The 21,831-nt window shown below is 68.5% G+C and carries 22 protein-coding genes; 7 read left to right on the top strand and 15 right to left on the bottom strand.

Annotation, left to right across the window (positions count from 1 at the left end; all coding sequences use genetic code 11):
* Positions 1 to 472: 472 nt before the first annotated feature.
* Both NTY77_16285 and NTY77_16280 read right to left on the bottom strand, forming a co-directional pair.
* Positions 473 to 2,209 carry a DUF6395 domain-containing protein gene (locus NTY77_16285; protein ID MCX5797052.1) on the bottom strand — a complete coding sequence of 579 codons (1,737 nt, stop codon included), beginning with the start codon at positions 2,207 to 2,209 and terminating at the stop codon, positions 473 to 475.
* Positions 2,206 to 4,335, bottom strand: coding sequence for a radical SAM protein (locus tag NTY77_16280; protein MCX5797051.1), 2,130 nt, complete (start codon positions 4,333 to 4,335; stop codon positions 2,206 to 2,208). The genes NTY77_16285 and NTY77_16280 overlap by 4 nt, the downstream gene beginning before the upstream one ends.
* Before the next feature lie 118 nt (positions 4,336 to 4,453).
* On the opposite strand from NTY77_16280, the gene NTY77_16275 reads away from it, so the two are divergent.
* Genes NTY77_16275 through NTY77_16255 form a run of 5 tightly spaced genes read left to right on the top strand, consistent with a single transcriptional unit; the run spans position 4,454 to position 8,088 of the window.
* On the top strand, positions 4,454 to 5,578 hold the full coding sequence (locus NTY77_16275; protein MCX5797050.1) for a lytic transglycosylase domain-containing protein: 1,125 nt from the start codon (positions 4,454 to 4,456) through the stop codon (positions 5,576 to 5,578).
* A 27-nt stretch (positions 5,579 to 5,605) separates the two neighbouring features.
* Positions 5,606 to 6,871, top strand: a complete 1,266-nt coding sequence (locus tag NTY77_16270) for a thioredoxin family protein (protein MCX5797049.1) — start codon at positions 5,606 to 5,608, stop codon at positions 6,869 to 6,871.
* Positions 6,868 to 7,179 carry a hypothetical protein gene (locus NTY77_16265; protein ID MCX5797048.1) on the top strand — a complete coding sequence of 104 codons (312 nt, stop codon included), beginning with the start codon at positions 6,868 to 6,870 and terminating at the stop codon, positions 7,177 to 7,179. Before NTY77_16270 ends, NTY77_16265 begins: the two co-directional genes overlap by 4 nt.
* Positions 7,176 to 7,658 (top strand): PaaI family thioesterase, encoded by a 483-nt coding sequence (locus NTY77_16260; protein MCX5797047.1) that lies wholly within the window; start codon positions 7,176 to 7,178, stop codon positions 7,656 to 7,658. The genes NTY77_16265 and NTY77_16260 overlap by 4 nt, the downstream gene beginning before the upstream one ends.
* Positions 7,659 to 7,689: 31 nt before the next feature.
* Positions 7,690 to 8,088: a response regulator gene (locus NTY77_16255; GenBank protein MCX5797046.1), complete on the top strand. Its 399-nt coding sequence runs from the start codon at positions 7,690 to 7,692 to the stop codon at positions 8,086 to 8,088.
* A 27-nt stretch (positions 8,089 to 8,115) separates the two neighbouring features.
* Here the strand turns inward: NTY77_16255 and NTY77_16250 are convergent, their stop codons facing one another.
* From NTY77_16250 to NTY77_16235, 4 genes are all read right to left on the bottom strand, one after another.
* The gene (locus NTY77_16250; GenBank protein MCX5797045.1) at positions 8,116 to 9,252 is read right to left on the bottom strand and encodes an alpha/beta hydrolase; all 1,137 of its coding nucleotides are present in this window, start codon (positions 9,250 to 9,252) and stop codon (positions 8,116 to 8,118) included.
* A gap of 80 nt (positions 9,253 to 9,332) precedes the next feature.
* Entirely contained in the window at positions 9,333 to 9,473 is a 141-nt protein-coding gene (locus NTY77_16245; protein MCX5797044.1) for a hypothetical protein, read from the bottom strand.
* On the bottom strand, positions 9,470 to 10,030 hold the full coding sequence (locus NTY77_16240; protein ID MCX5797043.1) for a hypothetical protein: 561 nt from the start codon (positions 10,028 to 10,030) through the stop codon (positions 9,470 to 9,472). Before NTY77_16240 ends, NTY77_16245 begins: the two co-directional genes overlap by 4 nt.
* A gap of 82 nt (positions 10,031 to 10,112) precedes the next feature.
* Positions 10,113 to 10,877 carry a carbon-nitrogen family hydrolase gene (locus NTY77_16235; GenBank protein ID MCX5797042.1) on the bottom strand — a complete coding sequence of 255 codons (765 nt, stop codon included), beginning with the start codon at positions 10,875 to 10,877 and terminating at the stop codon, positions 10,113 to 10,115.
* Between the two features lie 51 nt (positions 10,878 to 10,928).
* Between NTY77_16235 and NTY77_16230 the strand changes: the two genes are divergently transcribed.
* A complete protein-coding gene (locus NTY77_16230; GenBank protein ID MCX5797041.1) occupies positions 10,929 to 12,086 on the top strand; it encodes an FKBP-type peptidyl-prolyl cis-trans isomerase in 1,158 nt (385 codons plus the stop codon).
* A 141-nt stretch (positions 12,087 to 12,227) separates the two neighbouring features.
* On the opposite strand, the gene NTY77_16225 is transcribed toward NTY77_16230, so the two are convergent.
* The 9 genes from NTY77_16225 to rpmB all read right to left on the bottom strand — a co-directional run bounded on the left by NTY77_16225 (position 12,228) and on the right by rpmB (position 19,633).
* Positions 12,228 to 12,518 (bottom strand): CPXCG motif-containing cysteine-rich protein, encoded by a 291-nt coding sequence (locus tag NTY77_16225; GenBank protein MCX5797040.1) that lies wholly within the window; start codon positions 12,516 to 12,518, stop codon positions 12,228 to 12,230.
* Positions 12,515 to 13,519, bottom strand: a complete 1,005-nt coding sequence (locus tag NTY77_16220; GenBank protein MCX5797039.1) for an OmpA family protein — start codon at positions 13,517 to 13,519, stop codon at positions 12,515 to 12,517. The genes NTY77_16225 and NTY77_16220 overlap by 4 nt, the downstream gene beginning before the upstream one ends.
* A 50-nt stretch (positions 13,520 to 13,569) precedes the next feature.
* Entirely contained in the window at positions 13,570 to 14,346 is a 777-nt protein-coding gene (locus NTY77_16215) for a ribonuclease Z (protein MCX5797038.1), read from the bottom strand.
* 5 nt (positions 14,347 to 14,351) lie between these two features.
* Positions 14,352 to 14,900 carry a BMC domain-containing protein gene (locus tag NTY77_16210; GenBank protein ID MCX5797037.1) on the bottom strand — a complete coding sequence of 183 codons (549 nt, stop codon included), beginning with the start codon at positions 14,898 to 14,900 and terminating at the stop codon, positions 14,352 to 14,354.
* Complete coding sequence (locus NTY77_16205; GenBank protein MCX5797036.1) at positions 14,897 to 16,234, bottom strand: 4Fe-4S dicluster domain-containing protein; 1,338 nt, start codon at positions 16,232 to 16,234, stop codon at positions 14,897 to 14,899. Before NTY77_16205 ends, NTY77_16210 begins: the two co-directional genes overlap by 4 nt.
* 21 nt (positions 16,235 to 16,255) lie before the next feature.
* Positions 16,256 to 17,185, bottom strand: a complete 930-nt coding sequence (locus tag NTY77_16200; GenBank protein MCX5797035.1) for an RDD family protein — start codon at positions 17,183 to 17,185, stop codon at positions 16,256 to 16,258.
* 73 nt (positions 17,186 to 17,258) lie between these two features.
* Positions 17,259 to 18,710: an endonuclease gene (locus tag NTY77_16195; GenBank protein ID MCX5797034.1), complete on the bottom strand. Its 1,452-nt coding sequence runs from the start codon at positions 18,708 to 18,710 to the stop codon at positions 17,259 to 17,261.
* Between the two features lie 71 nt (positions 18,711 to 18,781).
* Positions 18,782 to 19,432: a hypothetical protein gene (locus tag NTY77_16190; GenBank protein ID MCX5797033.1), complete on the bottom strand. Its 651-nt coding sequence runs from the start codon at positions 19,430 to 19,432 to the stop codon at positions 18,782 to 18,784.
* Positions 19,433 to 19,438: 6 nt separating this feature from the next.
* Positions 19,439 to 19,633, bottom strand: coding sequence for a 50S ribosomal protein L28 (rpmB, locus tag NTY77_16185; GenBank protein MCX5797032.1), 195 nt, complete (start codon positions 19,631 to 19,633; stop codon positions 19,439 to 19,441).
* Between the two features lie 47 nt (positions 19,634 to 19,680).
* Between rpmB and recG the strand changes: the two genes are divergently transcribed.
* Complete coding sequence (gene recG / locus NTY77_16180) at positions 19,681 to 21,786, top strand: ATP-dependent DNA helicase RecG (protein MCX5797031.1); 2,106 nt, start codon at positions 19,681 to 19,683, stop codon at positions 21,784 to 21,786.
* Positions 21,787 to 21,831: the final 45 nt, after the last annotated feature.

Below are 21,831 nucleotides of genomic sequence, written 5' to 3'. Positions count from 1 at the left end.
TGAGATTCCTCGACCAGACCTGCCCCGGACAGCATCGCACAGAGAACCCTGTCGGGCCCAGGGTCGTCGCAGGTCGGTTCCGCTCCGAGAGACTCAGAGAACGTCCGGGCAAGTTTCTTTGACTTTCCCCGGACAGCTCTGGGCCGGCCACAGTTGGTATGAGGGTACAAACCGGGCGGATGGGCATTAGACCAGACCCGGTGCCTCGCTTTGATCTCCACCTCAGCGCCTGATGCTTCGCATCAGGCGCAACCGACCCGCGCACCCGCCCGCAAGGAAGGCGGGGAGGCACCGTGCCTCCATAACGCACGGAAACGGGTCGGCAGAACCGCTTGGGCAGGCCGGGCGCAGTCATTCCTGGTCGGTTTTTTGAGATTCCCGGGGAGGGTTTTGTCGCGCTGCCGCGATGCGGGAATTCCGGGCTTGGCATTCGGAGGGTGAGGCGACAAAACCCTTGTCGAGAGATCGAAGATCAGCGCGGGGATGACAAAGTCCGCCCCGCGGGACCCAGCTCCCGCCGGGCTTCGCCCAGGGCGGCGATGATGCCGCGCGCCATGGGGCCGAGCAGGGCCTTGGGGGCCCGGCCCTCGACCGGGAAACAGATGCCGAAGCCGCCCAGGCGCAGGAGCGGCTTGGGCCCGTCCGGGGCGGTCCGCTGGAGCATGGCGACCACGTCGGCACCCGCGGCCGCTTTGTGGCGCGCGGGGCTCAGCCGGAACCAGATGCTGGGCTCCGGAGGCCGCAAGAAGACCTCCTCCAGGCGGTAGCCGCCCCACAGGGTGGGGCGGCCGCCGAGCAGCTTGGCTTTGAGCAGCCGGAAGAGAGCCTTGGTCTCGGCGGGGAAGAGCTCGGCCGGGGCCCGGGCCGGCCCGCGCCCTCGGCCTGATGCCGGCCGGTCCTTGAGCGGCGGGGCGTGCAGAGGCGGGATGTCCAGGTTCTCCAGTCGGGTCATCTCCGCCGCGCTCATGGTCTCGGCGTAGCGGGCGATGTTGGCCCGCACGATGTCCTCGTAGGCCGGCTCCATGTCCTGCGCGGCCTTGGGATACCACTTCTCCAGGACCGAGAGGTCCGGCCCCTGCCGGGTCTGCCGCTGCAATTCCCGGGAGAACCAATGCCGGCAGCGCATCTTCTGGAACACGTAGTACCACACGTGGTGCCAATCGAAGTAGGGCCGGGCGAAGACGGCCGCCAGGCGCGGGATGCTCAGGAAGCGCTCGAAGAGGGCTTCCGGCACCTCCTGACCGTCCGCGATGTGTCGTAGGAGCAGCTTCTTGAAGCATTTGTCGCAGCGCATGCAGAAGTTCTCCCCGCCGGGCGCGGGCGGATAGTAGCAGGAGAAGGACTTGCCGCGGTAGCGGCTGCGGCCGACCACCAATGTGGTCACCACCTCGGAGAGGCCGCAGATGCTGTTCGCCCGCCGCAGACCCACCGCGCTCCAGAATCCCTCGGGGTCGTGCCAGACGCGGCGGGAAGGCGGCTGGCCCGGCCGCCGCTTCATGCGCCAGTTCGAAGCGCCGGCATGGTAGCCTCCGAAGAAGGTGGCGTCGAAGACTTCTCCGGCGTCGAGGGTGCTCAGGTCCAGGGAATCGGCCAGGTACAGGGGGGGCAGGCGGCCCATGTCGGAGTGCCACATGGGATAGGGCGAGAACAGGAACTCGTGGTCGTCGGCGGTGGCGTGCACGGCCCGGCCCGCCGCGGCGACCGCGGCGCAGGCCTTCCGGGTGACGGCCAGGTCGATAAGCACATCCTTGCTGTCGCCGGGGCGCAGGTGCGGTATGCGGTCCAGGACGATATGCTGCGTGCCCTTGGGCATGAGGACGCTGGCGGCCATGGAGTCCATCCCGCCGGAGAACAGCAGCGCCGGCACGACTTCATCGGGCAGCCGGCGCGGGCGCTGGCGGGCGGACACGTTGGTCAGTCTCACCGCGTGTTTCTGGTGGAGCCACTGCGCCAGGGCCGGAGAGACCGCGAAAGGAAGCTCCAGCCGCGAGGCCACCACGGGACGCAAGGCGTACCAGATGGCCAAAGCATGCGCGTCAGGATGGAGGTCCCGGAAGCACTTGGGCAAGGACATGCGGTATTCGCGGTTGACCAGCAGGAAGGGGGTCGGGCAGTCCTTGAACTCGCGCCGGCTTTCCTCGTGGTCGTCCGGGTCCAGCCGCAGGCCGTAGTGGAACGTGCGGCCGCGCCGCATGACCGCGACCTTCATATTTTCGGCCCCCGTTCCGGTGTCTTGCCGCCGGTCAGCACGCGCGCGTAGGCGTCTACGATGGCCAGCCACCGGCTTTCGTCCCGCAGGCCCTGGGGCATCGCGTACTGCAGGCTGATGCCGTGGCCGCAGGCGTAAGGCTTCTGCGCCAGCGCCTCCGGCACCAGCAAGATCCCGTATGGGCGTCCCTCCACCTTGACCAGGTCGAGCTGTATCCCCTCGTCGCTGACCCAGCCTCCCAGAAGTCCCGAGCGGGCGCCGGCGCGCGGCGCCAGCCCCGCGCCGAAGATGCGCCAGGCTCGGGCCAGGAAGGAATCCTCCCGCCGAGGCACCGCGGACGGCCAGGCCCGCCGGGCTTCCAGCTCCGCGCCAGCCGCGTAGGCCGCTTTCAGCCAGAGCAGGCCGCTGGCGCCGGAGCCGAGCCAGTCCGCTTGCAGGCGCAGGGGGCCGCACAGGAAGCCGTAGCTCTTGGGCCCGTCGCGCGGAGTGACCACGAACTCGCCCTCGTCTCCGACCTGCGGCCCATGCGCGCGGATGAGGCCGCCGGCCGACGGCTCCAGGCGCCCCTCGCGCAGAGCCGGCTCCCGGCCGGCCGCGGCGAGCCAGCGCTCCAGGAAGAGCCCGCCCACGAAGCCGTCCCAGCGCGGCGGCAGCTTGGGCCGGGCCGCGGGCTTTCCTGACGGAGCCCTGGCGCCGGCCGGATTGCCCCAGTAGGGAGGCAGGGCCGTGGGCCTAAGGGCCGGCTCCGGCAGGCAGTCGGGCGGCGGCGCGGGCAGGCGCCGCAGCAGGTCCTGCAGCCGGGCGCGGCCGGGCTCAGCCCAGGCGGGCAGGCCCTCCTGTGCCGGAACGAGACGCCAGGTTCCCTCGCCGTCGCGGTCCAGGCTCAGTCGCGTGGAGCGCGTCCCGGCCGAGAGCCTGATGACCCCGCGCTCCAGAGGCGCCCAGAACAAAGTCTTGCCGGCCAGGGGGCGCTCGGGCGGGGAGGCTTTCAGCAGAGAGCCCAGAGCCCAGCCCCGCGCGGTGCGGCGGCGCGGCGCGCGCAGGACCGCCGCGCCCCGGGGTTGGCGGCCGACCCAGGCGGCCAGCGGCTCGGGCAGAGCCCCCGACAGGGGGCGCGGGGCGTGCTCGGGCGAAGAGTCGGCCTGGAGGAAGAGGTAGCGCTGGCGGCAGAGCGGGCTGAGGGAGCAGTCCTCGCAGATCCAGTCGAAGGGCTGGGCCTCGTGCGATTCCTCAGGGTACATGTCCACCATCTGCCCCTGGCGGAAGAAGTTCTGCCTGACCCGCACGTCGTTGAGCCAATAGCCCAGGTCGTAGTCCAGGCGCTCCAGCCCGGGGATGGCGCAGAGCGGGAAGTCCCGGAACCCGAGCTTGACCCCCGCGGCCGCCTGGGGGGCGAGCCGGGAGAGGCAGCGGCGCAGGTCCGCGAGGGGCACGTACATGGAGCGGCGGAAGGACTCCTCGTGCAGGACCGGAGCCATATCCAGGCGCTTGCAGGTCACCACGTAGCGGCCTTCGTCGAGGTGTCCGGCCAGATGCCCCAGGACTTCTTCGAGGCGGTCCACGTTGAAGCGGCTGACCACGAGGTTGACGGCGGGCAGGATCTGGAAGTAGCGCGCGCGCCCGGGGGGCACGAATTCCCGCTGCCAGCGCGCGATGTTGTCCAGGGCCTTGAGCAGGCGGGCGAAGCCCGCGGGAGCGGCGCGGGTTATGCGGCTATAGACCTTTTCGTCCGGATAATGGAACGAGAACTCGATGTTCTTCAGGCCGGCCTTGTGCAGGCTCATGAGATAGTCCCAGTCCGCCAGGCGCAGGGCGTTGGTGGAGATGCTGGCCCCCAGCCCCAGATCGGTCGCGTACCGGACCAGCTCCGGCAGATGAGGATTCAGGGTGGGTTCGGCCCCCATGAAGATGACGGCCGGGACCTCCCGGGCGGCCTGGTCCAGCAGAGCCTTGGTCTCGGCGCAAGGGATGTCCTTGAGGCCGTGCCGGTCGCCTTCGAAGCAGTACACGCAGCGGTGCTGGCAGCGTATGGTGGTATTGATCGCCCAGTGGGAATCGAGGCTCCTGCGCCATAGCGGCGACGTCCGCTTGGGCGGCGTCCGGCTGGGGGGGCGGCCTTGAGGCATATCAATGTTATCGCACATTTCCCGCCGCGGCTCAACTCCGGGCCTAGGACTAAAGTCCTAGAGGGTGCAGGGTACTCGGCTCCTGGGAAGAGGGACCGAAGGGGCCCATACTATTAGTATGAAGTTCCTACTCCTGGGAATCATCCTCGCGGCAGCGGCCCCGGCCGGCGCGGCCGTTCCGGAGGACCAGGCCCAGGCCGTCCTGCAGCGCGACCAAAGCCGGCTCCTAGGCGACGTCCGGGACTGGACCGACTACGTGGCGAAGCTGACGCCGCAGATGCAGGCGAAGTATGGCCCGGAACTCGCCCAGGTCAAGTCGGCGGGCGAGGCGGCGGTCTCGGTGGAGACGCTCCGGCCCGCGCAGCTGCGCCTGGACGCCTGGAAGCGGGCTCTCACCGGCGAGCTTTTCCCGTTCCTGCACGGCGGGCTGGTCCAGCCCAGTCCGGCCGCGCTCCTGGCTCAGGCCCAAGTCGAGGCTTTCCAAGCCGTCAAGAAGCTCCAGCAGAGCGCCGTCTCCGGGGACCAGAAGAAGTTCTTCGAGGATCTCAAAGCTCGAATAAGCCTGGTCTCGGACGCGCAGTCCCTGGACCGCCTTTTCGACAACGCCGGCTTCTCCCGCCCCGCCCCGCTGCCGCGGGCCGTCTTCGCCGTGGCCCCGGCCGCGGCCTTCGCCGCCCCGGCGCCGGCCCGGGGGCTCGTGATCCGCGAGGTGCCCAGCCCGCTCGCGCTCGACGCCGCGGACCGCTCGCGCTTCTCCAAGGTGGCCGACTATCTCAAGGGCCGCGGCGCCAGCCAGAAAGTCATCGACATGACCATCGCCGAGGCCGTCCGCCAGAAGGTCGACCCGCTGCTGGTCCTGGCCTTGGTGCAGAACGAGTCCGGCTTCCAGACCGGCGCCACCAGCCCGGTGGGCGCGCGGGGCCTGATGCAGATCATGCCGGACACGGGCCGGGGCCTCGGGGTCGCCAACCCGGACCACCTCTACGACGCCTCGACCAACCTGCGCGCCGGCGTGGCGTTCCTGAAGAGCATGTGGAACAAGTTCACGGACATCTCCTTCTCGGCCTTGGCCGGCATCAACCCCTTCGCGAGCAGCGACGTCAAGAAGGTCATCGCCTCCTACAACGCGGGCCCCGGGGCCGTGCAGAAATACGGCGGCGTGCCGCCCTACCGCGAGACCATGGCCTACGTCCAGAAGGTCCTGAGCACCTACCTGCACCTGCGCGGGCTTTACAAGGCCTGAGCCGGCGCCTTTTGATATCATGTCGGCATGAAGATCCTGGCTGCCTTGCTTTTCCTCAACGTCTCCGCCCAGGCCGCCCCGGTCTGGCTGGAGGACCGCGCCCAGGCCGAGGCTCAGTCCCGGGCCGCGCGCCGGCCCCTGCTCATCGAGTTCCAGGCCCCCTGGTGCTACTCCTGCTATTACATGGCCGCCAACGTGCTATCCAAGGACCCCTTCGCGGTCGCGGCCCAGGGTCTGGTGCTCCTCAAAGAGGACGTGGACAAGGAGGAAGGCGGGACGCTCAAGGCCAAGTACGCGGTGACGGCCCTGCCCAGCTTCGTGCTGGTCAGCCCCAAAGGCGAGGTCCTGGGACGCATCGCCGGGGAGCAGACGGAGGCGGATTTCCTGGCGCGACTGGGCGCGATGCTCAAGGTCGCGGCCCCGGACCCGCTGGCCGAGGCCGAGTCGCGCCTCGAGCAGAGGCTCCTGGCCGGCGAGGACGACAAGGCCGCCAAGGAAGTGTCCAAGCTCCCGGCCGAGCGGCTCAAGAGCCTGCGCGCGCGGCGGGGCTGGAACATCCTGGAGGCGCGGCTGGCGCTGGCGCGCGGCTCGGGCGAGAAGGCCGCTTCCGCGCTCATGACCTTGATGTCCCAGGAGGACGGCTGCGATGCGGCTTACGACGTGATGCACGCGGCCAAGCTCCTGGAGTCTTTGCCCGCCCCGCGGCGCCAGGAGCTGCTGGATGCGGAGCGCCGCGCCCTGGAGAGCCTCTCGGTGAAGCGGCTCTTCGCGCCTGCTCCCGTGCGCTGCGCCGACTTCCGCTCCGGGGTCGAGGCGCTGGCCCAGGTCTACTCCGGCCTGGGTCATAAGGACCAGGAGGCCGCGCTGCTCAAGCGCGCCGCGGCCTTCCTCGACGGCATGGGCCTAAAGACCGGAGCGGACCGCAACCATGACGACGACCGGCGCTTCTTCCTGGAGCAGGCCGGCGACGACGCCGGCCTAGGCGCCTTCTACGGCGAGCTGGTCGCGGCCTATCCCTCCGACTACGTCTATCCCTACCGCTGGGCGCGCGTCCTGCTGGGCAAGGGCGACGCGGCCGGGGCTCTGGCCAAGGCCGAGGCCGCGGACAAGCTGTCCTACGGGGCCAACCGCCTGGCCGTGACCAAGGTCCGGGCCAAGGCCCTGCTGGCCTTGGCCCGCAAGGACGAGGCCGCGGCTCTGCTTAAGAGGGACATCAAGGCGGGCAAGGCCTTCCCGGACGCCGCGCGCTCCCTTCAGGAAGTCTTGGACGAAGCGGGGGGCAAGAAGCCATGACCACGGCCTGCTATCGCTGCGGTCAGGATCTGGAGGGCAACGCCTTCGGCCGCCAGGACCGCTGCCCCGGCTGCGAGTCCGACACCCGCTGCTGCCGCAACTGCTTCTTCGAGGAGCCCAGCTACCGCTCCGAGTGCAAGGAGACCCAGGCCGAACCGGTGGCCGACAAGACCTGCTCCACCAGCTGCGATTATTTCCGGCCCCGCCGCGGCCCGGCGCGCACTCCGCCGCAGCCCAAGAGCCCGAAGTCCCGGGGCGCCTTCGACGCGCTGTTCCGCAAGGGCCCGCCTCAGCGGCCGCTGCAATGACCTCGCTGTCCGATTGGCCGCTCCCCGACTGGAAGCCCGTGCAGCCGTTCCCTTTCTGCGAGGCGCGCCGCGCTTTCACGGGGCCCGCATCGGCGCAGGCCCCGGTCGTCATCGACTATTATCAGCGGCCCGACCGCTCCCTGGCGGCCGTGGCGAGATTCCGGCCGGCCACCGAGGGGGCCCCCGGGCACGCGCACGGGGGGGCGGTCCTGACCGTGCTCGACGAGGCGCTCGGCGCCGCGGCCTGGCTGGCCGGCTGTCGCGTGATGACCGTGAAGCTCGCGACGGATTTCCGCCGCGCGGTGCCGCTGGGCGCGACCATGCTCGTCGAGACCCGCATCACCGCCCGCCGCCATCGCATGGTCTTCGTGGAGGGGGAGATGCGCGGCCCCGACGCCGCGCTCTATGCGGCGGCCCGGGGCTCCTTCCTCGAGCTCTCGCCGGGCGCGCACCTTAGGATCTTCGGCCGTCCTTCTTGACGACCTGTCGTGAAGGTGGTACCATGAATCCATGGCCCAGATCATGGTCAGCGATGACGACGCGAGCGTCCTCAAGCTCATGGCCACCATCCTGACCAAGGCCGGCCACAAGGTGGTCACCTGCACCTCCGGCCTGGAGACGCTCAAGAAGCTGGGCATCCAGCCCGACGATCCCGCCCTCGAGCTGCCCGACCTCCTGGTCCTCGACATCATGATGCCCAAGTCGGACGGCTACACGGTGGGGACCGTCATCCGCAACAACCCCCGCACCCGGGGCATCCCCATCCTGGTGGTCTCGGCGCTGCGCGAGATGAGCCGGCTCTTCACGGCCACGGTCCAGGTCGACGGGTTCCTGACCAAGCCCTTCGCTCCGGAGGACCTCATCGGCAACGTGGCCAAGATCCTCGAGAAGCGCAAGGCGCAGGCCTGACTCCCGCCCAGGCCTAGGGCCCGGGCTCTACGGCCTCAGGTAGTAATCCTCCGTCCCGTTGGTCTCGCTCTTGCGGATGAAGAGCCTGTCCTCCGCCGGTATCCCCAGGAGCACCTGGAAGATGTCGGTCAATATCGGCCGCGAGGAGTAGTAGCTGTGCCCGAGGCCTCCGACGCCCATGGTCGGGGCGTCGATCTCGCCTACGTTGATCATGTCCGTGCCGCTGACGCGCTCGCAGGCGCCCATGCGCCGGTTCTTGTTGTAGGACTCGGATGCGGCGATGGCGTTGTCGTTGTAGGAGCAGTACACGGTCACGCGACCGGCCACCTTCTTGAGCTGGGGCATCACGCGCTGGAAGTCCTTGAGCGGGAAGTCCGGGGCGTTGAGGATGAGCTCGCCGATGAAGGGCTTGTCGGAGCCCTGGGCGAGCTGGGAGAGCGCCCGCAGCGTCACCTGGTGGCCCATGGAGTGGACCATCACGTGCACGGTCTGGTTCAGCCCCGCGAGCTGCTTGAAGAAGGCCTGGGCCGGGGTTACGCTCTTGAGCGCGTTGGAGAGGTTATCGCCGTAGGTGCGAGTGACCATGGCGGAGTTGAACATCCCCTCCTCCGCGCCGGCCGGCCAGGAGAACAGGACCACCGGCCCCTGGAACTTGAGGTCGTAGGCGATCTGCGCCGCGCGCAGCATGGCCTCCTGGAACTTCACGTTGAAGCCGTGGATGAAGACCAGGATGTCCGAGCCCTGCTTCTGGCGCAGGCGCTCGGCCAAGCCCGCCTCGTCTAGCGGGGAGTAGTTGAGCAGCCGGTAGTACATGTGGGGGTCGGCGCGCGGGTTGGGAGCGATTTCGAAGCCGCCGATATGGTGGCGCTTGGGAACGTTGAAGGTGCATACGCCGTAGGAGAGCTTGTCGGACGGGCTGATCCCGAAGGACGTGTCGTCGCATTCCGCCGCGTCGCCGGCCGCGTTGCGGTTGGTGACGTAGATCACGTCCACGGATTGGGTGTCCGAGTAGGGCTGCTTGAACAGCGCGCCGAGCTCCTTCTGCAGGGCATCGTCCCCGTAGAAGCGCGGCACCCTGGTATCGACGGGCTTGACCGGGGCGGTGTGGCAGCCGGCCAGGCCCAGGGCTGCGGTGAGGAAAAAGAGGGCTGTGGTCTTCTTCATACCGGGATTCTATGAAATTTCAAGCGCCCCGGAGGAAAACCCCTCCGGGGCGCTTGTTCGAGACTGCGGCCGGCCGAGGTCTAATCCTCTTCCAGCTTGGTCGGCATGATGAGCTTCTCGTTCTTCTTGAGCAGGGCGGCCGGGACCGGGCGCACGAGCTTGGTCTGGGTCATCTGCTCCAGGTACTGCTTGATCGAGTTGTCCCAGTAGCTCTTGGTCATATAGAACACCTTGGCGCCGCCCAGCTCGTGCTGGACGTCCGGCCAGGGGTAGGACGGCTGTTGTAGCTCTCGTAGGTGGCCCAGAACTCCTTCTGCTTGAGGGTCTCGAAGCAGTAGTCGCACTTGGCGTAGTACATGATGGCGCCCGCGCGCAGGCCGCGCCGGAAGGCCATGGTGTGCAGGCTGATGTTGATGTTCTCGTTCATGAGGCGGCCGTTGCAGAAGGCCACCACTTGCCCGTCGATGGCGCCGACGAGGTGGTAGGGGTCCTTGAGGCGGTTGCGGACCCAACCCAGGATCTCGGCGTAAACGCGCGCGCCCACGATGTCGTAGAAGTCATGGTCGACCTTCATGAGCTTTTCCATGTAGCCGAGGAACAGGGGCGCCTCCTCCAGCTTGATGGGGCGGATGACCATGGTCTGTCCGTCCTTGAGCTTGACCATGGCGGGCTCGAAAGCCGGGATGTTCATGGGCGGCGGCGAGAGCAGCGGCTCGAGCTCGGAGACCTTGAAGGTGACCGTTTCCTGGGAGACTTTCATCGGCGGGGCCTTTATCATTTATCTCTCCTCCAAATATTGGGTCGCGGATTGGCCTAGTATATAATAAAACCCCGACTCGCGGATGAGGGGGCGCGCGGCCTCAGGCGAGGGCGAAGTCCGGCCGGCGGTCCTTGAAGAAGGGCAGGCGCGTTCGGGTCTGCGCGACCAGGGTCTTGTCCACGTCCGCGGCCGCCACGAAGAGGCCCTCGCCCTGCCGGCAGTCCAGCACGACTTCGCCCATGGGGTCGAAGATCATGGAGTTGCCGCTGTACTCCAGGAGCGGGTCGCGGCCGGTGCGGTTGACCCCGACCACGTAGCATTGGTTCTCGATGGCCCGGGCCTGCAGCAGGCGCATCCAGTGCTCGGCGCGTCGGGCCGGCCAGCAGGCGATGACCACGAAGACGTCGGCGCGCGCGGCTTGGTTCCAGAAGAGGTAGGGGAAGCGCAGATCGTAGCACACGGCGGGGACCACGGAGAGGCCGTCGAGGTCGAACCGCTCCGGCCGGGCTCCCGGCCGATACGACGCGTCCTCCTTGCCCATGGAGAAGAGGTGGGTCTTGGAATAGGTGGAGATGACCTGGCCCGAGGCGTCCAGCGTGATGAGGTTGTTGCAGCCGCCTTGCACGCCGCCGAACGAGACGCAGGCGCGGCGCGTCCGGGCCAGCTCCGCGAAGAAGGCCAGGTCCGCCTCGTCAAGGGCGGTCTTGGCGGCGTCCATGGAGAACCCGGTCAGGGTCATCTCCGGGAACACGACCCAGCCGATGCGGTCCTTGGGCGGGCAGTCGCTCATCAAGGAGAGTATCCGCCGTTTGGTGGCGGCCTTGTCCTCCCAAGCCATATCCAGTTGGCAGAGCGCGATCTTCATAAGAGTATCATAGCATCTCGCAGTCCGAGCTTGTCCCGTCCACAATCTGCTATGATTGGCTTCCGTCGCCGGCGTCCATGCCGCAAGAGAGGTGAGAAAGTGAAGACACTCGCATCCGCCGTCATCTGCGCCCTGCTGTCGCCGACCTTCATCTTCGCCGCGCCCGCCGGGCCGGCTCCGGCCGGCAAGACCGCCAAGCTCGCCAAGCCCGCGGCGGCCCTGCAGACGGATGAGCAGAAGACGCTCTATGTCCTGGGCATCTGGCTGGCGCAGAAGGTCGACGTCTTCAGCCTGAGCGCGGCGGACCTCAAGTACGTCCAGCTGGGCGTCAAGGACGCCGTGCTGAATCAGAAGCCGCAGGTGGAGCCCGCGGTCTACGGCCCCAAGATCAACGACTTGGCCCAGTCCCGGATCAAAGCCCGGGCGGAGAAGGAGAAGCGGAAGTCCCAGGCATTCATGGACAAGACGGCCAAGGAGGCGGGCGCCCAGAAAACCGCTTCCGGGCTCATCTACTTCGAGGTCAAGGCCGGGACCGGCGCGGCGCCCGGGGCCACGGACACGGTCAAGGCGTATTACAAGGGCACGCTCGTCGACGGCAGCGTGTTCGACGCATCCGCCAAGCACGGCGCGGGACCCATGGAATTCACCCTCAATGCCGTCATCCCCTGCTGGACCGAGGGCATCCAGAAGATGAAGGTGGGCGGCAAGGCCGAGCTCGTCTGCCCCTCCGACATCGCCTACGGCGACCGCGGCACGGGCGGCATCCCGGGCGGGGCGGCCCTCGTCTTCGAGGTGGAACTCGCCGAAGTGGTCAAGAAGGAGCCGGTCCAGGACCCCAAGGAATTCCTGGATAAGTCGGCCAAGGAGGCGGGCGCAAAGGCTTTCCCTTCCGGGCTCATTTATAAGGAAATTAAGGCCGGCACCGGGGCGAGCCCTAAGGCCGCGGACACGGTCAAGGTCCACTACACCGGCACCTTCCCGGACGGCAAGGTGTTCGACAGCTCGGTGCAGAGGGGGCAGCCAACGGAGTTCCCGCTCGGGGGCGTCATCCCTTGCTGGACCGAGGGTATCCAGAAGATGAAGGTGGGGGGCAAGGCCAAGCTCATTTGCCCCGCGTCCATCGCCTATGGAGACGAGGGCCGGCCGGGCATCCCCGGCGGAGCCACGCTCGTGTTCGAGGTCGAGCTGCTCGATATAGTCAAGAAGTAGCCTTTGGGGGGTGCCCGAGTCGCCCGCTGGGCGACTCCTGTCTGTACGGCTGGCCACCCCTAACGGAACCGCCTCCCCCCTCATAGGGGGGGAGGCGGTTGCGAGTCGCCCAAGGGGCGACTCGCTCGTTACGGCAAGGGGCTAGTCCCTGACCGCCTCCACCTGCGTCTCACCTTCATCCCAAGTGACGTGCAAGGACACGGTGCGGCAGCAGACCGAGCAGTCCTCGAAGCGGGTGTGTCCGTCCTCGTCGGCGCCGACCAGGACCTCGAGCTGCTCCCCGCAATAGGGGCAGGGGACCTGGGCCCACTCTTGCGCGCGCGGCAGGGTTTCCTCAGCCAAGGCCGGGCCCCGGGAGGACGGGCGCTTGTGGGCGGCCCGGCGGCCAAGGGCCGGCTTGCGGCGCGCGTGCCGTCGCGGGCGGGCCTTCATGGCGTGGTCCCGGCCGGGTCGATGACGAGCACGACGCGCCGGTTGGCCTCGCGGCCCTCCGGGGTGTCGTTGCCCTGGATCGGGTGGAACTCCCCGAACCCCGCCGCGGTCAGGCGCCGGGCTTCGAGTCCGGCGTGCTCGTGCAGATAGCGGGCCACGGCCGTGGCCCGCGCCGAGGAGAGGTCCCAATGGCTGGTGAAGCTGCCGAAGAGCTCCCACTTGATGGTGGAGTTGTCGGAATGGCCCTCGACGCGGATGGCGCGCGGGCTCAAGGACTGCAGCGTCCGGCCCAGGCGGTCCAGGAGCGCCACCCCGCCCTCGGTCAGCTTGGCTTGCTGGGGCTTGAACAGGAGCGGCTCCTGCAAAGTCAGCACGACGGAGTCTCCGTCCTGCGCGATCCGGACCTGATCGCCCTGCATCTCCTTCAGGACCGCGTCGGCCAAGGCGCCCAGGTCCTCGTGCGCCTTGGCTTGGCGCGCGCCGCGGGCGGCCTGGGCCTTGTCCTTCTCGGCCTTGTCGGCCGCGGCCGCCGCGGCCAGCTCGTCGAGCCGGACCTTCGCGGCGGCCAGCTCGGCGGCGAGCCGATCCCGAGCCGATTTCAGGTTGGCCTTGGCTCGGTCCGAGGCGATCTTCTCATTCTTGACCGTGTCCAGGCTGCGGGAGATGTCGTCTTTTTCCTTGACGAGCTCCGCGACCTTGCCCGAGAGTTGGCCGGTGCTGGACTTGATGGTCGAGCGCAGGTCCTGGTTGGATTTGCTCAGGGAGTCGACGCGTTCCTGCTGCGCCGTGAGCTTGCCGTCGAGGTCCGCGGCCTGGTCCTCGAGGCCCTTGATCTGTGACTGCAGGGCCGCGACCTTGTCTTCGCCCTCATGGACCTGCTTGCGCAGCTCGCCGGAGCTGAGCTCGCAGCGATCGAATTTCGCCTGGAGCAGCTTGAGCTTGCCCGAAGCGCAGCCGGCCAGCAGGAGCGGTACGACGAGGACCCAGGAAATCCTTTTCATATCACGCCCATTGTACCAAACCCGCGGCGGAGTTCAACCGGCCCGCGGAATCACCGATACCGCAGGCGCATGCCGTCCTGGGCGACCTTCCCAGGCAGGCGGGGCGCACGTCTGAGCAGGCGGCGCAGGTCCGCCTCCGATCCCTCGGACAGGTGTGAGAACACGGTCAGGCGCGGCGCCGCGGCCCGGGCCGCGGCCAGCGCCTGCTCCGCATCGAGATGGCCGGGCTCCCGGCGGCCCGCAGGCAGAGTGGCTTCCAGGATGAGCAGGTCACAGCCGGCCGCGAAGCGTTCCAGGCGCGGGTTGGGACCGGTGTCTCCCGAGAAGACCACGCTGCGGCCGGCGGCGCGCAGACGGTAGCTCAGCGCCGGGGTGGGGTGCGGGGCGCGCAGGGCGTCCACGCGCCAGCCCGCTCCGCAGGCCCGGTCCCCGTCGGCGAGCACGCGGAGCTCCAGGCGGTAGCCCCGGGGCTCCAGCCAGGGATGGAATGCCCGCCGCAGCCGCGCCACGAACCCGGCCAGGCCGGCGGGGCCCCATAGGCGCAGCCGGCCGGAGCGCGGAGGCTCGTCGTAGCGCAGATGGAAGAGCAGGGCGGCCAGGTCGCCCGCATGGTCGGGATGGCGGTGCGTCAGGAACAGGTCGCTGGCCGCGGCGGGGCGCAGGCCCGAGCGCGCCAGCTGCCAGAGGTCTCCGAAGCCCAGGTCGAAGAGCAGGAGTCCGCCGGGCAAGCGCACCGCGTAGCCGGCCGGGTTGCGCACCTGGCTCGGTTTGCGCGCCGGGGTGAAGGCCCCTGAGCCCAGCACCACGACCTCCAGCCCGCCGCCCATGGCGGCTAGAGCATCTCGGTGAAGAGTTCCGGCCGGGGCTGCGGGATGACCACCTTCTCGACCAGGAGCCCGCGGCGGCCCACCGCGGCCGCGGCCGCGGCCACGGCCGTGTCCACGGAGGCCACGCTGCCGGTCATGGTCACGAAGGCCTTGCCGCCCATGGCCATGGCCAGGCGCAGCTCGATGAGGCGAACGGACGCGGCCTTGACCGCGGCGTCGGCGCCCTCGATCATGGCCGAGATCGAGAAGGCCTCCACGACGCCCAGGGCCTCGAGCTTGTCCACCAGCGCCGTGCCGGAGATGGCGGGCATGACCTCGGGGTGGATGTTGGGGATGACGAAGCGGTCCACGCAGGAGACGCCGGCGCGGTTGCCGCCGGCGTCCACGCTGGCCTGCACGTCGGCGACCTCGCCCGTGACCAGGACGATGTATTTGCCCGGGCAGACCGTCCGCGCCAGCAGGAGCTTGACGGGCGCGGTCTTGAGCATGGTGTCGGTCACGTCGAAGCCGCGCGCCATGCTGGAAAGCTCCACCCCGCCGATGGCATTGTTCATGCAGTTATCTCCACGAAATCCTTGACCGCGGTCACCTTGCCGGAGATGCTGGCGTGCACCGGCACTCCCAACTGGTCCTCGGGGACCTCGCCGATCACGTCACCGCGTTTGACCGTCTGCCCCGCAGTCACCAGGGGCTTGGCCGGCACGCCTACGTGCTGCTTGAGAGGGATGCGCACCAGCGCCGGCGCGTAGGGTTCCTGGCGCAGGGGCGCCTCGGCCTCGTAATCCTCCAGCCCCAGCCGGCTCTTGAGTTGGCTCACCGGGATCTGTCGCCAGGGCCGGATGGGATGGGCGCGCGGCTCCTGGCCGCGGTTCAAGGGGGAGTTCTTCCAGTTGACCTTCTGGGCCGCGAGGTCGCCTTTGGTGAAGCCGCAGATGTCGCCGGGGTTGAGGTTCTCCGGGCAGGCGAAGAGGCTGCAGAGCTTGCACTCGCAGCAGAGCAAAGCCCAGTGGTTCCAGGGCTTGCGGTCCGGGGGAGAGAACAGCAGGCTGCGCATGACCTTGTGCGGCTGGATGTCGTAGCCTAGGAGATAGCGGGGGCAGAGCTCCGTGCACAGGGTGCATTGGTCGCAGGCGGACTTACCGGCGCGGTCGAAAGCGGCCCGCCCCGCGGCCTTGCGCCGCACCAGGGGATGCTCGCGCGGCAGGATGATGAGGCCGCCGCTGGTCTTGGTGATGGGCGCGGAGAAGTCCTCGGCCACCTTGCCCATCATGGCCCCGCCGTCCAGGGCCACGGGGTCCTTGGCCGAGGGGCCGCCGGCCAAGGCCACGGCTTCCGCGATGGAGACGCCTACGGGCAGGCGCAAGGTGCAGGGCGATTTGACCGCTCCGGCCACGGTGAGGAAGGTGTCCACCACCGGGGTGTCCTGAGCCCGGGCCATGTTGTAAAGGGTCTCCACGTTGTTGACCACGACGCCGACCTGGAGCGGGATGCCGCCCATGGGGATGAGCTTGCCCGTGACCTCGAAGACCTGGCAGTATTCGTCGCCGGCCGGATAGTAGTCGCCCAAGCGGTGGACGCGGAGGGCCTTCTTTCCGGCCACGGCTTTCTCCAGGTGCTTGACCAGTTCCTCGTGCTTCTCCTTGATGGCGATGACGCCCCGGGAGGCGCCGGTCGCCGACACCACCGATTCGAGGCCGGCGACGACCTCCGGAGCGAAATGTTCCAGGATCTCCTGGTCTTTCTGAAGAAGGGGCTCGCACTCCGCGGCGTTGACGATGACCGTTTCGGCCCGGGAGGAGACCTTTACATAGGAAGGGAAGCCCGCGCCTCCGGCCCCGACCACGCCGGCGCGGCGGATGAGCCGGGCGAACTCAGACAGGGGCGGCATGGATGCATTCTACCAACTATTCTAATAGGAGGCCCATTGCTTCTGCCGCGCATCCGTGTGCGTGCAATCCACGAACAGGGCCCCTCGGCAGGACGCGGCCGGGTCCGTGACATAGCCCCATTTCCCCGTGTCACGGAGCTTGCCCGGGTCCACGGCGGCGCCGGCGCAGGCCGAGGCGTCGTAGGCGGCGGTGTCGTTGGTCTCTTGATGGTCTTTGAGCTTGAGGGTGTCGATGACCGGCAGGTATTTGGGCATGAGTGTCGCGAGGTCCGCCGGGAACTGGCCCGGGTTGTCGCGGCTGTAGGCGGCCACGGCCGAGCGCAGCGCGGTGAGCCGGCCCCGGGACGACTCCTCGCCGGCCGCGGCGGCCGCCTGCATGAATTTCGGGATGGCGAGGGCTGCGATGACGCCCAGCAACGCCGGCGTCAGAGCCAGCGCGACGAGCAGGGCCTTGCGCGCGCCGCCGACCTGCTCGACGTAGACGACCCGGGTGTCGGCGAGGTAATCATGCAGGGCGCGCTTCCGGTCGGTGAAGGCGGCGATCACGAAGCCCAGTCCCGCGAGTATGGTCGAGACCAGATAGCCGGCCCAGCGGCCGAGGCAGCGCAGATAGGTCAGCGGCGAGCCGTCCATGCGCACGACCGCGATGCCGGCCGCCATCTTGCCCACCGTCTGGCCCGAGTTGGCCACGGGCATCCAGACGAAGTAGCCGACGCCCAGAAGAGAACTGCACAGGTTGGCCACGGTCTTCGGGATCCCCACCAGGATCAGGAAGCCGAAGATCAGGAGCTGGCCGAGGGTGATCAGGATGCCGTCGATCATGTAGGCGCCGGCGCGTATCCAGAAGCCCGCCGGGACGAGGGCGGGCGCGGCGGCCTCAACCGGAGCGGCCTGGGGGGGGATAGCCTGCAAGGAGACGCCGGCCTCGGGCGTCTGGGGCGGGATGTCCATTAAGACCTCCTGGGAAGACGGTGAAGACGCCTCAGAGTATAACGCGGGGTGCGGCCTGCGTCAAGACTCAGGTTCAGTTCAGGGCGAAGTCCAGCGGGGAGAGGCGCGCTGGCGCGGCCGGCGCGGCGTAGCGGCGGTCGTTGCCGCCGTGGTGGTGCTTGCCGTGCCGCCGCTCCGGCTCCTGGCCGCGGTCCGGGCTCTGGCGGGAGGGCTCGAACTGCCGGGCCGAGGGCTGAGCCTTGGCGAAGCCGGGGCCGGCGCCGAAGCCTTCCGCGCCGATGCGGTCGGCCAGCGCGGGGTCGTCGACGAAGGGGTTGCGGTTGCCCTGGTACTTCTCGATCAGGTCGTTGGCCCGCAACTCGTCGGCCGTCGGGGGATGCTCCCGGTTCCAGCGCAGGAACATGTCGATGCGGTCCTTGAAGAAGCCGTGGTTGTAGGCGCCCTGCATGATGTTGCGGTCGTAGTAGCGGGTATAGAAATAGAGGACGTGGCGGGCGACCAGGCCCTTGGACACGTCCGGCGGCTCGAAGACCCCGCCGCCTTCCTTGGCGCCCGCGTTGTTGGAGTAATCGGGACTGCCCTTCACTTCGCCGAAGGGCAGGTTGGAGCGCATGCTGTTGGGATGCTGGAAGGTGGGCAGGAGGTGGTGCAGGTCCGAGCGCATGGGCAGGGCCTTGTCGAAGAAGGATTGCGGCCAGGGGTGCTCCACGTTCATCCCGTCGCGCTCCGGGTAGCCGTCGCCGTCCTGGTCCCCGCCCTCGGAATAGTCGCCGCCGTTGTGGCTGGTGCCGGGCACGAAGATCCCGGAATAGGCGTCGATGACTCCGCGCACTCCGTGACTGGTGATGTTGTAGGCCGTGCCGAACAGGTACTGGCTGGCCTCCCGGTAGTCGTGGCTGTGATAGTTGCGGCCGGTGATCTGGTGCAGCGAGCCCAGGAGCTGGGAGCCGGAGAGGCCCCGGGCCTCGGCGAGATAGCCGGCAGCGGGAGCGGCAGGCGCTTCCGCGGGCGATAGGTCCACGGCCGCGGCCGCCCGGCTGTGGCCGTCGTAAACGGAGGAGAAGACCTGCGAGAGGGACGCGCCCCGCGGGTCCGAGATCGCCTTGTGCAGCTCGGCGCTCGAGTCCGTGGCCAAAGACTCGTGGCCGGCCGGGACATGGAGGCCCGCTGCGTTGGGGACCCAGGACTTCGCCCAATCCGGAGCGGCGACGGTCCGGCCCGCGGACGGGGCCGGCACGAGCCCGGGGACCGCGACCTGCGGGACCGCGGAAGGCGACAAAGAGGGGACCTGGACCCGGGGCATGAGGGACGGCGAGAGCGATGGGGTCAGGAGCGAAGGGGAGAGGGTCGCATGGAGCGTCGGCGCGGCCATGGCGCCCAGGTGGGTCCCCACCATGGGGGCGGCCAAAACCGCGGCCGGCAAGCGGACCGGTTGGTAGACCACCTGCTGGGAGGCGGCCGGGAGGGCGGTCGCCAAAAGCCAGGAAGTCAGGACGGCCCAGCGACCGCAGGAGCGGGTTGTCATTGCCATAGTGTAGGAATGAGACGGGGAAAAGGCATGGGACTCAAGGCCCAGCAGGGGGGAAGTCTTTGGACCTAATGCGCCGGCTTGGTGAGACGGTTGTAGAAGGCCGCGCCGGCCAGCCAGGCGAAGGGTATGGTGATGAGCACGCCGATGCCCACGGCGACGGCGCCGGCCAGGCCGATGATGGCCAGGACGATGGCGTAGCCGAGGAAGCGCAGCTTCTGGCCGTCCATTAGCACCGCGGAGCGCTGCATGGCGCTCCAGCCGGAGACCGCGGCCTTGTCCTTGCGGCCGGCTTCCGCACTCCGGATGTCATCGGCCAGGAGGAACATGGTCTGCGACCACATCAGACCCAGGAAGACTCCGGGGGCGACGAGGCAGAACAGGCCGATGGTGAGGAACACGCCCATGAGCAGGCCGGCCACCAGGACGGGGATATAATAGGAGAAGCCCTTGAAGAGGTCGGTGAAGACCGGGGTCTCGTCGCGCAGGAGCTTGAGCAGAACCAAGGAGAAGCCCGCGATGAGGTGCGGCGTCAAGAAAAGGCCGATGAAGAAAAGCTTGCCGCACACGGCCTGGATGACCGCGAAAACCACGAAGAAGCCCAGGACTAAGCCGAAGCGGGCCTTGAAGGCCGCGAAGGCGTCGCCCAGGATGTCTTCGAGGCCGAAGCTCGTCGGCGGAACGGGCGCGGCTGGGGCCGCGCCCTCCTGGTCAGTCATGCCCGATTATTGCAGGGGCCGCGGGGCGCGGCCGGACTTGATGCAGGCGGTGCATACGTAGACGCTGCGCGTGCGCCCCGCGATGACGACCTTCTGCTTCTGGAGGTTCGGCCGGAAGATGCGCTTGGTGGCCCGGTGGGAATGGCTGTAGCTGGCGCCCGCGACCGGGTGCTTGGCGCAGATAGTGCACTTGTATGCCATATAGTTTCCTTTTACGAAGTGTCGTAAATTTTACAAAATAGACGGTGATGGGGCAAACGCCCGCGGCCGATATCCGTAAACAGCCGGTCCAATACCTCAAGGGTGTGGGCCCGCGCCGGGCCCTGGCCCTGGAGCGCCTCGGCATCAAGAGCGTGGCGGACCTGCTGCACCACTTCCCGCGGGACTGGCAAGACCGGCGCCAGCCCACGGACCTCTCCCAGCCTCTGGCGGAGACCTTGGTCGTGGCCAGAGGCCGGGTGGCGCGGGCCGAGCATTTCCAGGCCGGCCCGCGCATGGCCATCTACAAGGCCGTTCTCGCCACGGCTTCAGGCCAGCTCCCCGTGCTCTGGTTCAAGCACGGCAGCCGGCGCTACGACGTGTTCGAGGCCCTCAAGCGCGACGTGGTGCGGGGCCGGGACCTCTGGGTGGTGGGCCGCAGCGAGCCGGGACTGCTGGGCGCGTGCGAGGTGCACGCCGAGGAGTACTACCGCGAAGACGACCCGCGCGCCGCCATCCACGTGGGCCGCATCGTGCCGGTCTACGGCCTGACTGAGGGCATCACCCAGCGCTTCCTGCGCGAGCTCGTCTTCAAGGCCTTGGCCGACCACGCCGCGCAACTGCGCGAGCACCTGCCCGGGCGGATCCTGGCCGAGCGGCGGCTCCTGGCCTACGACCAGGCCGTGCGCGCCGTGCATTTCCCGGCCGCGCCGGCAGAACTCGCCGCGGCGCGTTCCCGGCTGGCCTACGAGGAGCTCCTCCTCCTGGAGCTGGCCTGGTTCCTCAAGCGTCGCCAGACCAAGAGTCTCTCCAAGGGCTTCGGCTACGAGCTCAAGCGCAGCCTGCTCACGCCCTACCGCGAGCAGCTGGGCTTCGAGCTGACCAACGCTCAGAAAAGGGTCATCAACGAGATCTTCGACGACCTGCGCCTCCCCAGCCCCATGACCCGCCTCCTGCAGGGCGACGTGGGCTCGGGAAAGACCGTGGTGGCTCTCTCTGCCCTGCTCTTGGCCGTTGAGAACGGATATCAGGGCGCGTTCATGGCGCCGACCGAGATATTGGCGGACCAGCATCTCTCCACCATGAAGGGTTTCCTGAAGGACCTGCCCGTGCGCACGGCCATGCTGACCTCGCGGCTCAAGGCCAAGGAGCGCGAAGAGACCCTGTCCTTGGTGCGTCGTGGCGAGGTGGACATCCTGGTGGGCACGCACGCCCTCCTCGAAGAGGACGTGATCTTCCCGCGCCTGCGCCTGGCGGTCATCGACGAGCAGCACCGCTTCGGCGTGCGCCAGCGCGCCACTCTGCGCCAGAAGGGCTCGCTGTTGGACCTCATGATCATGACCGCGACGCCGATCCCGCGGACTTTGGCCTTGGCTCTCTACGGGGACCTCGATGTCTCCACTTTGGACGAGATGCCGCCGGGCAAGACCACGGCGCGCACGGTCCACACGGGAGAGGGGGAAGCCCTGGACTTCCTTAAAAGTGAGGTCGCCGCCGGCCATCAGGCCTACGTGGTCTATCCCATCATCGAGGAGTCGAGCCGGCTCGACCTGCGGTCGGCCAAGAAGGAGTACGAGCGCCTGCGCGCCGGGCCTTTGGCGGGCTTGAAGGTGGCGCTCATCCACGGGGCTATGCCGGGCAAGCAGAAGACCAGGATCATGAACGAGTTCGCGGCCGGGGCTTGGCAGGTGCTGGTCGCGACCCCGGTCATCGAGGTGGGCATCGACGTGCACAACGCCACGGTGATGGTCATCCAGAACGCCGATCGCTTCGGCATGGCGTCCTTGCACCAATTGCGCGGCCGCATCGGCCGCAGCCGGCTGGAGTCGACCTGCTTCTTGGTGGCGGAGGCCAAGACGCCGGAGGCGCGCAAGCGGCTGGCCACCTTGGTGGCGTCCTCCAACGGCTTCAAGATCGGGGAGGAGGACCTCAAGCTCCGCGGGCCGGGGGAGTTCATGGGCACGGCCCAGCATGGCGAACTCACCTTGAAGGTGGCGGACATCTTCAAGGACGCCGCGCTCTTGGCGCAGGCGCGCCAGGACGCGCAGAAGGCCTTGTCTTTGGACCCGCGGCTATTGGCCCCGGACAACGCGGCCCTGCGGCAGCGGCTTCTCGAGCTCTATCAGGACCAGTGGGACTGGGTCGACCTCGCCTAGGTGCCGGTGGTCAACTTTCTTAACTTTGTTAACTTGTGCCGGCCT

It is taken from the genome of Elusimicrobiota bacterium, assembly GCA_026388095.1.
Taxonomy (GTDB): domain Bacteria; phylum Elusimicrobiota; class Elusimicrobia; order UBA1565; family UBA9628; genus UBA9628.
Note: the sequence above shows the minus strand (reverse complement) of the source record. Positions and strands in the feature narration are given on the sequence as shown.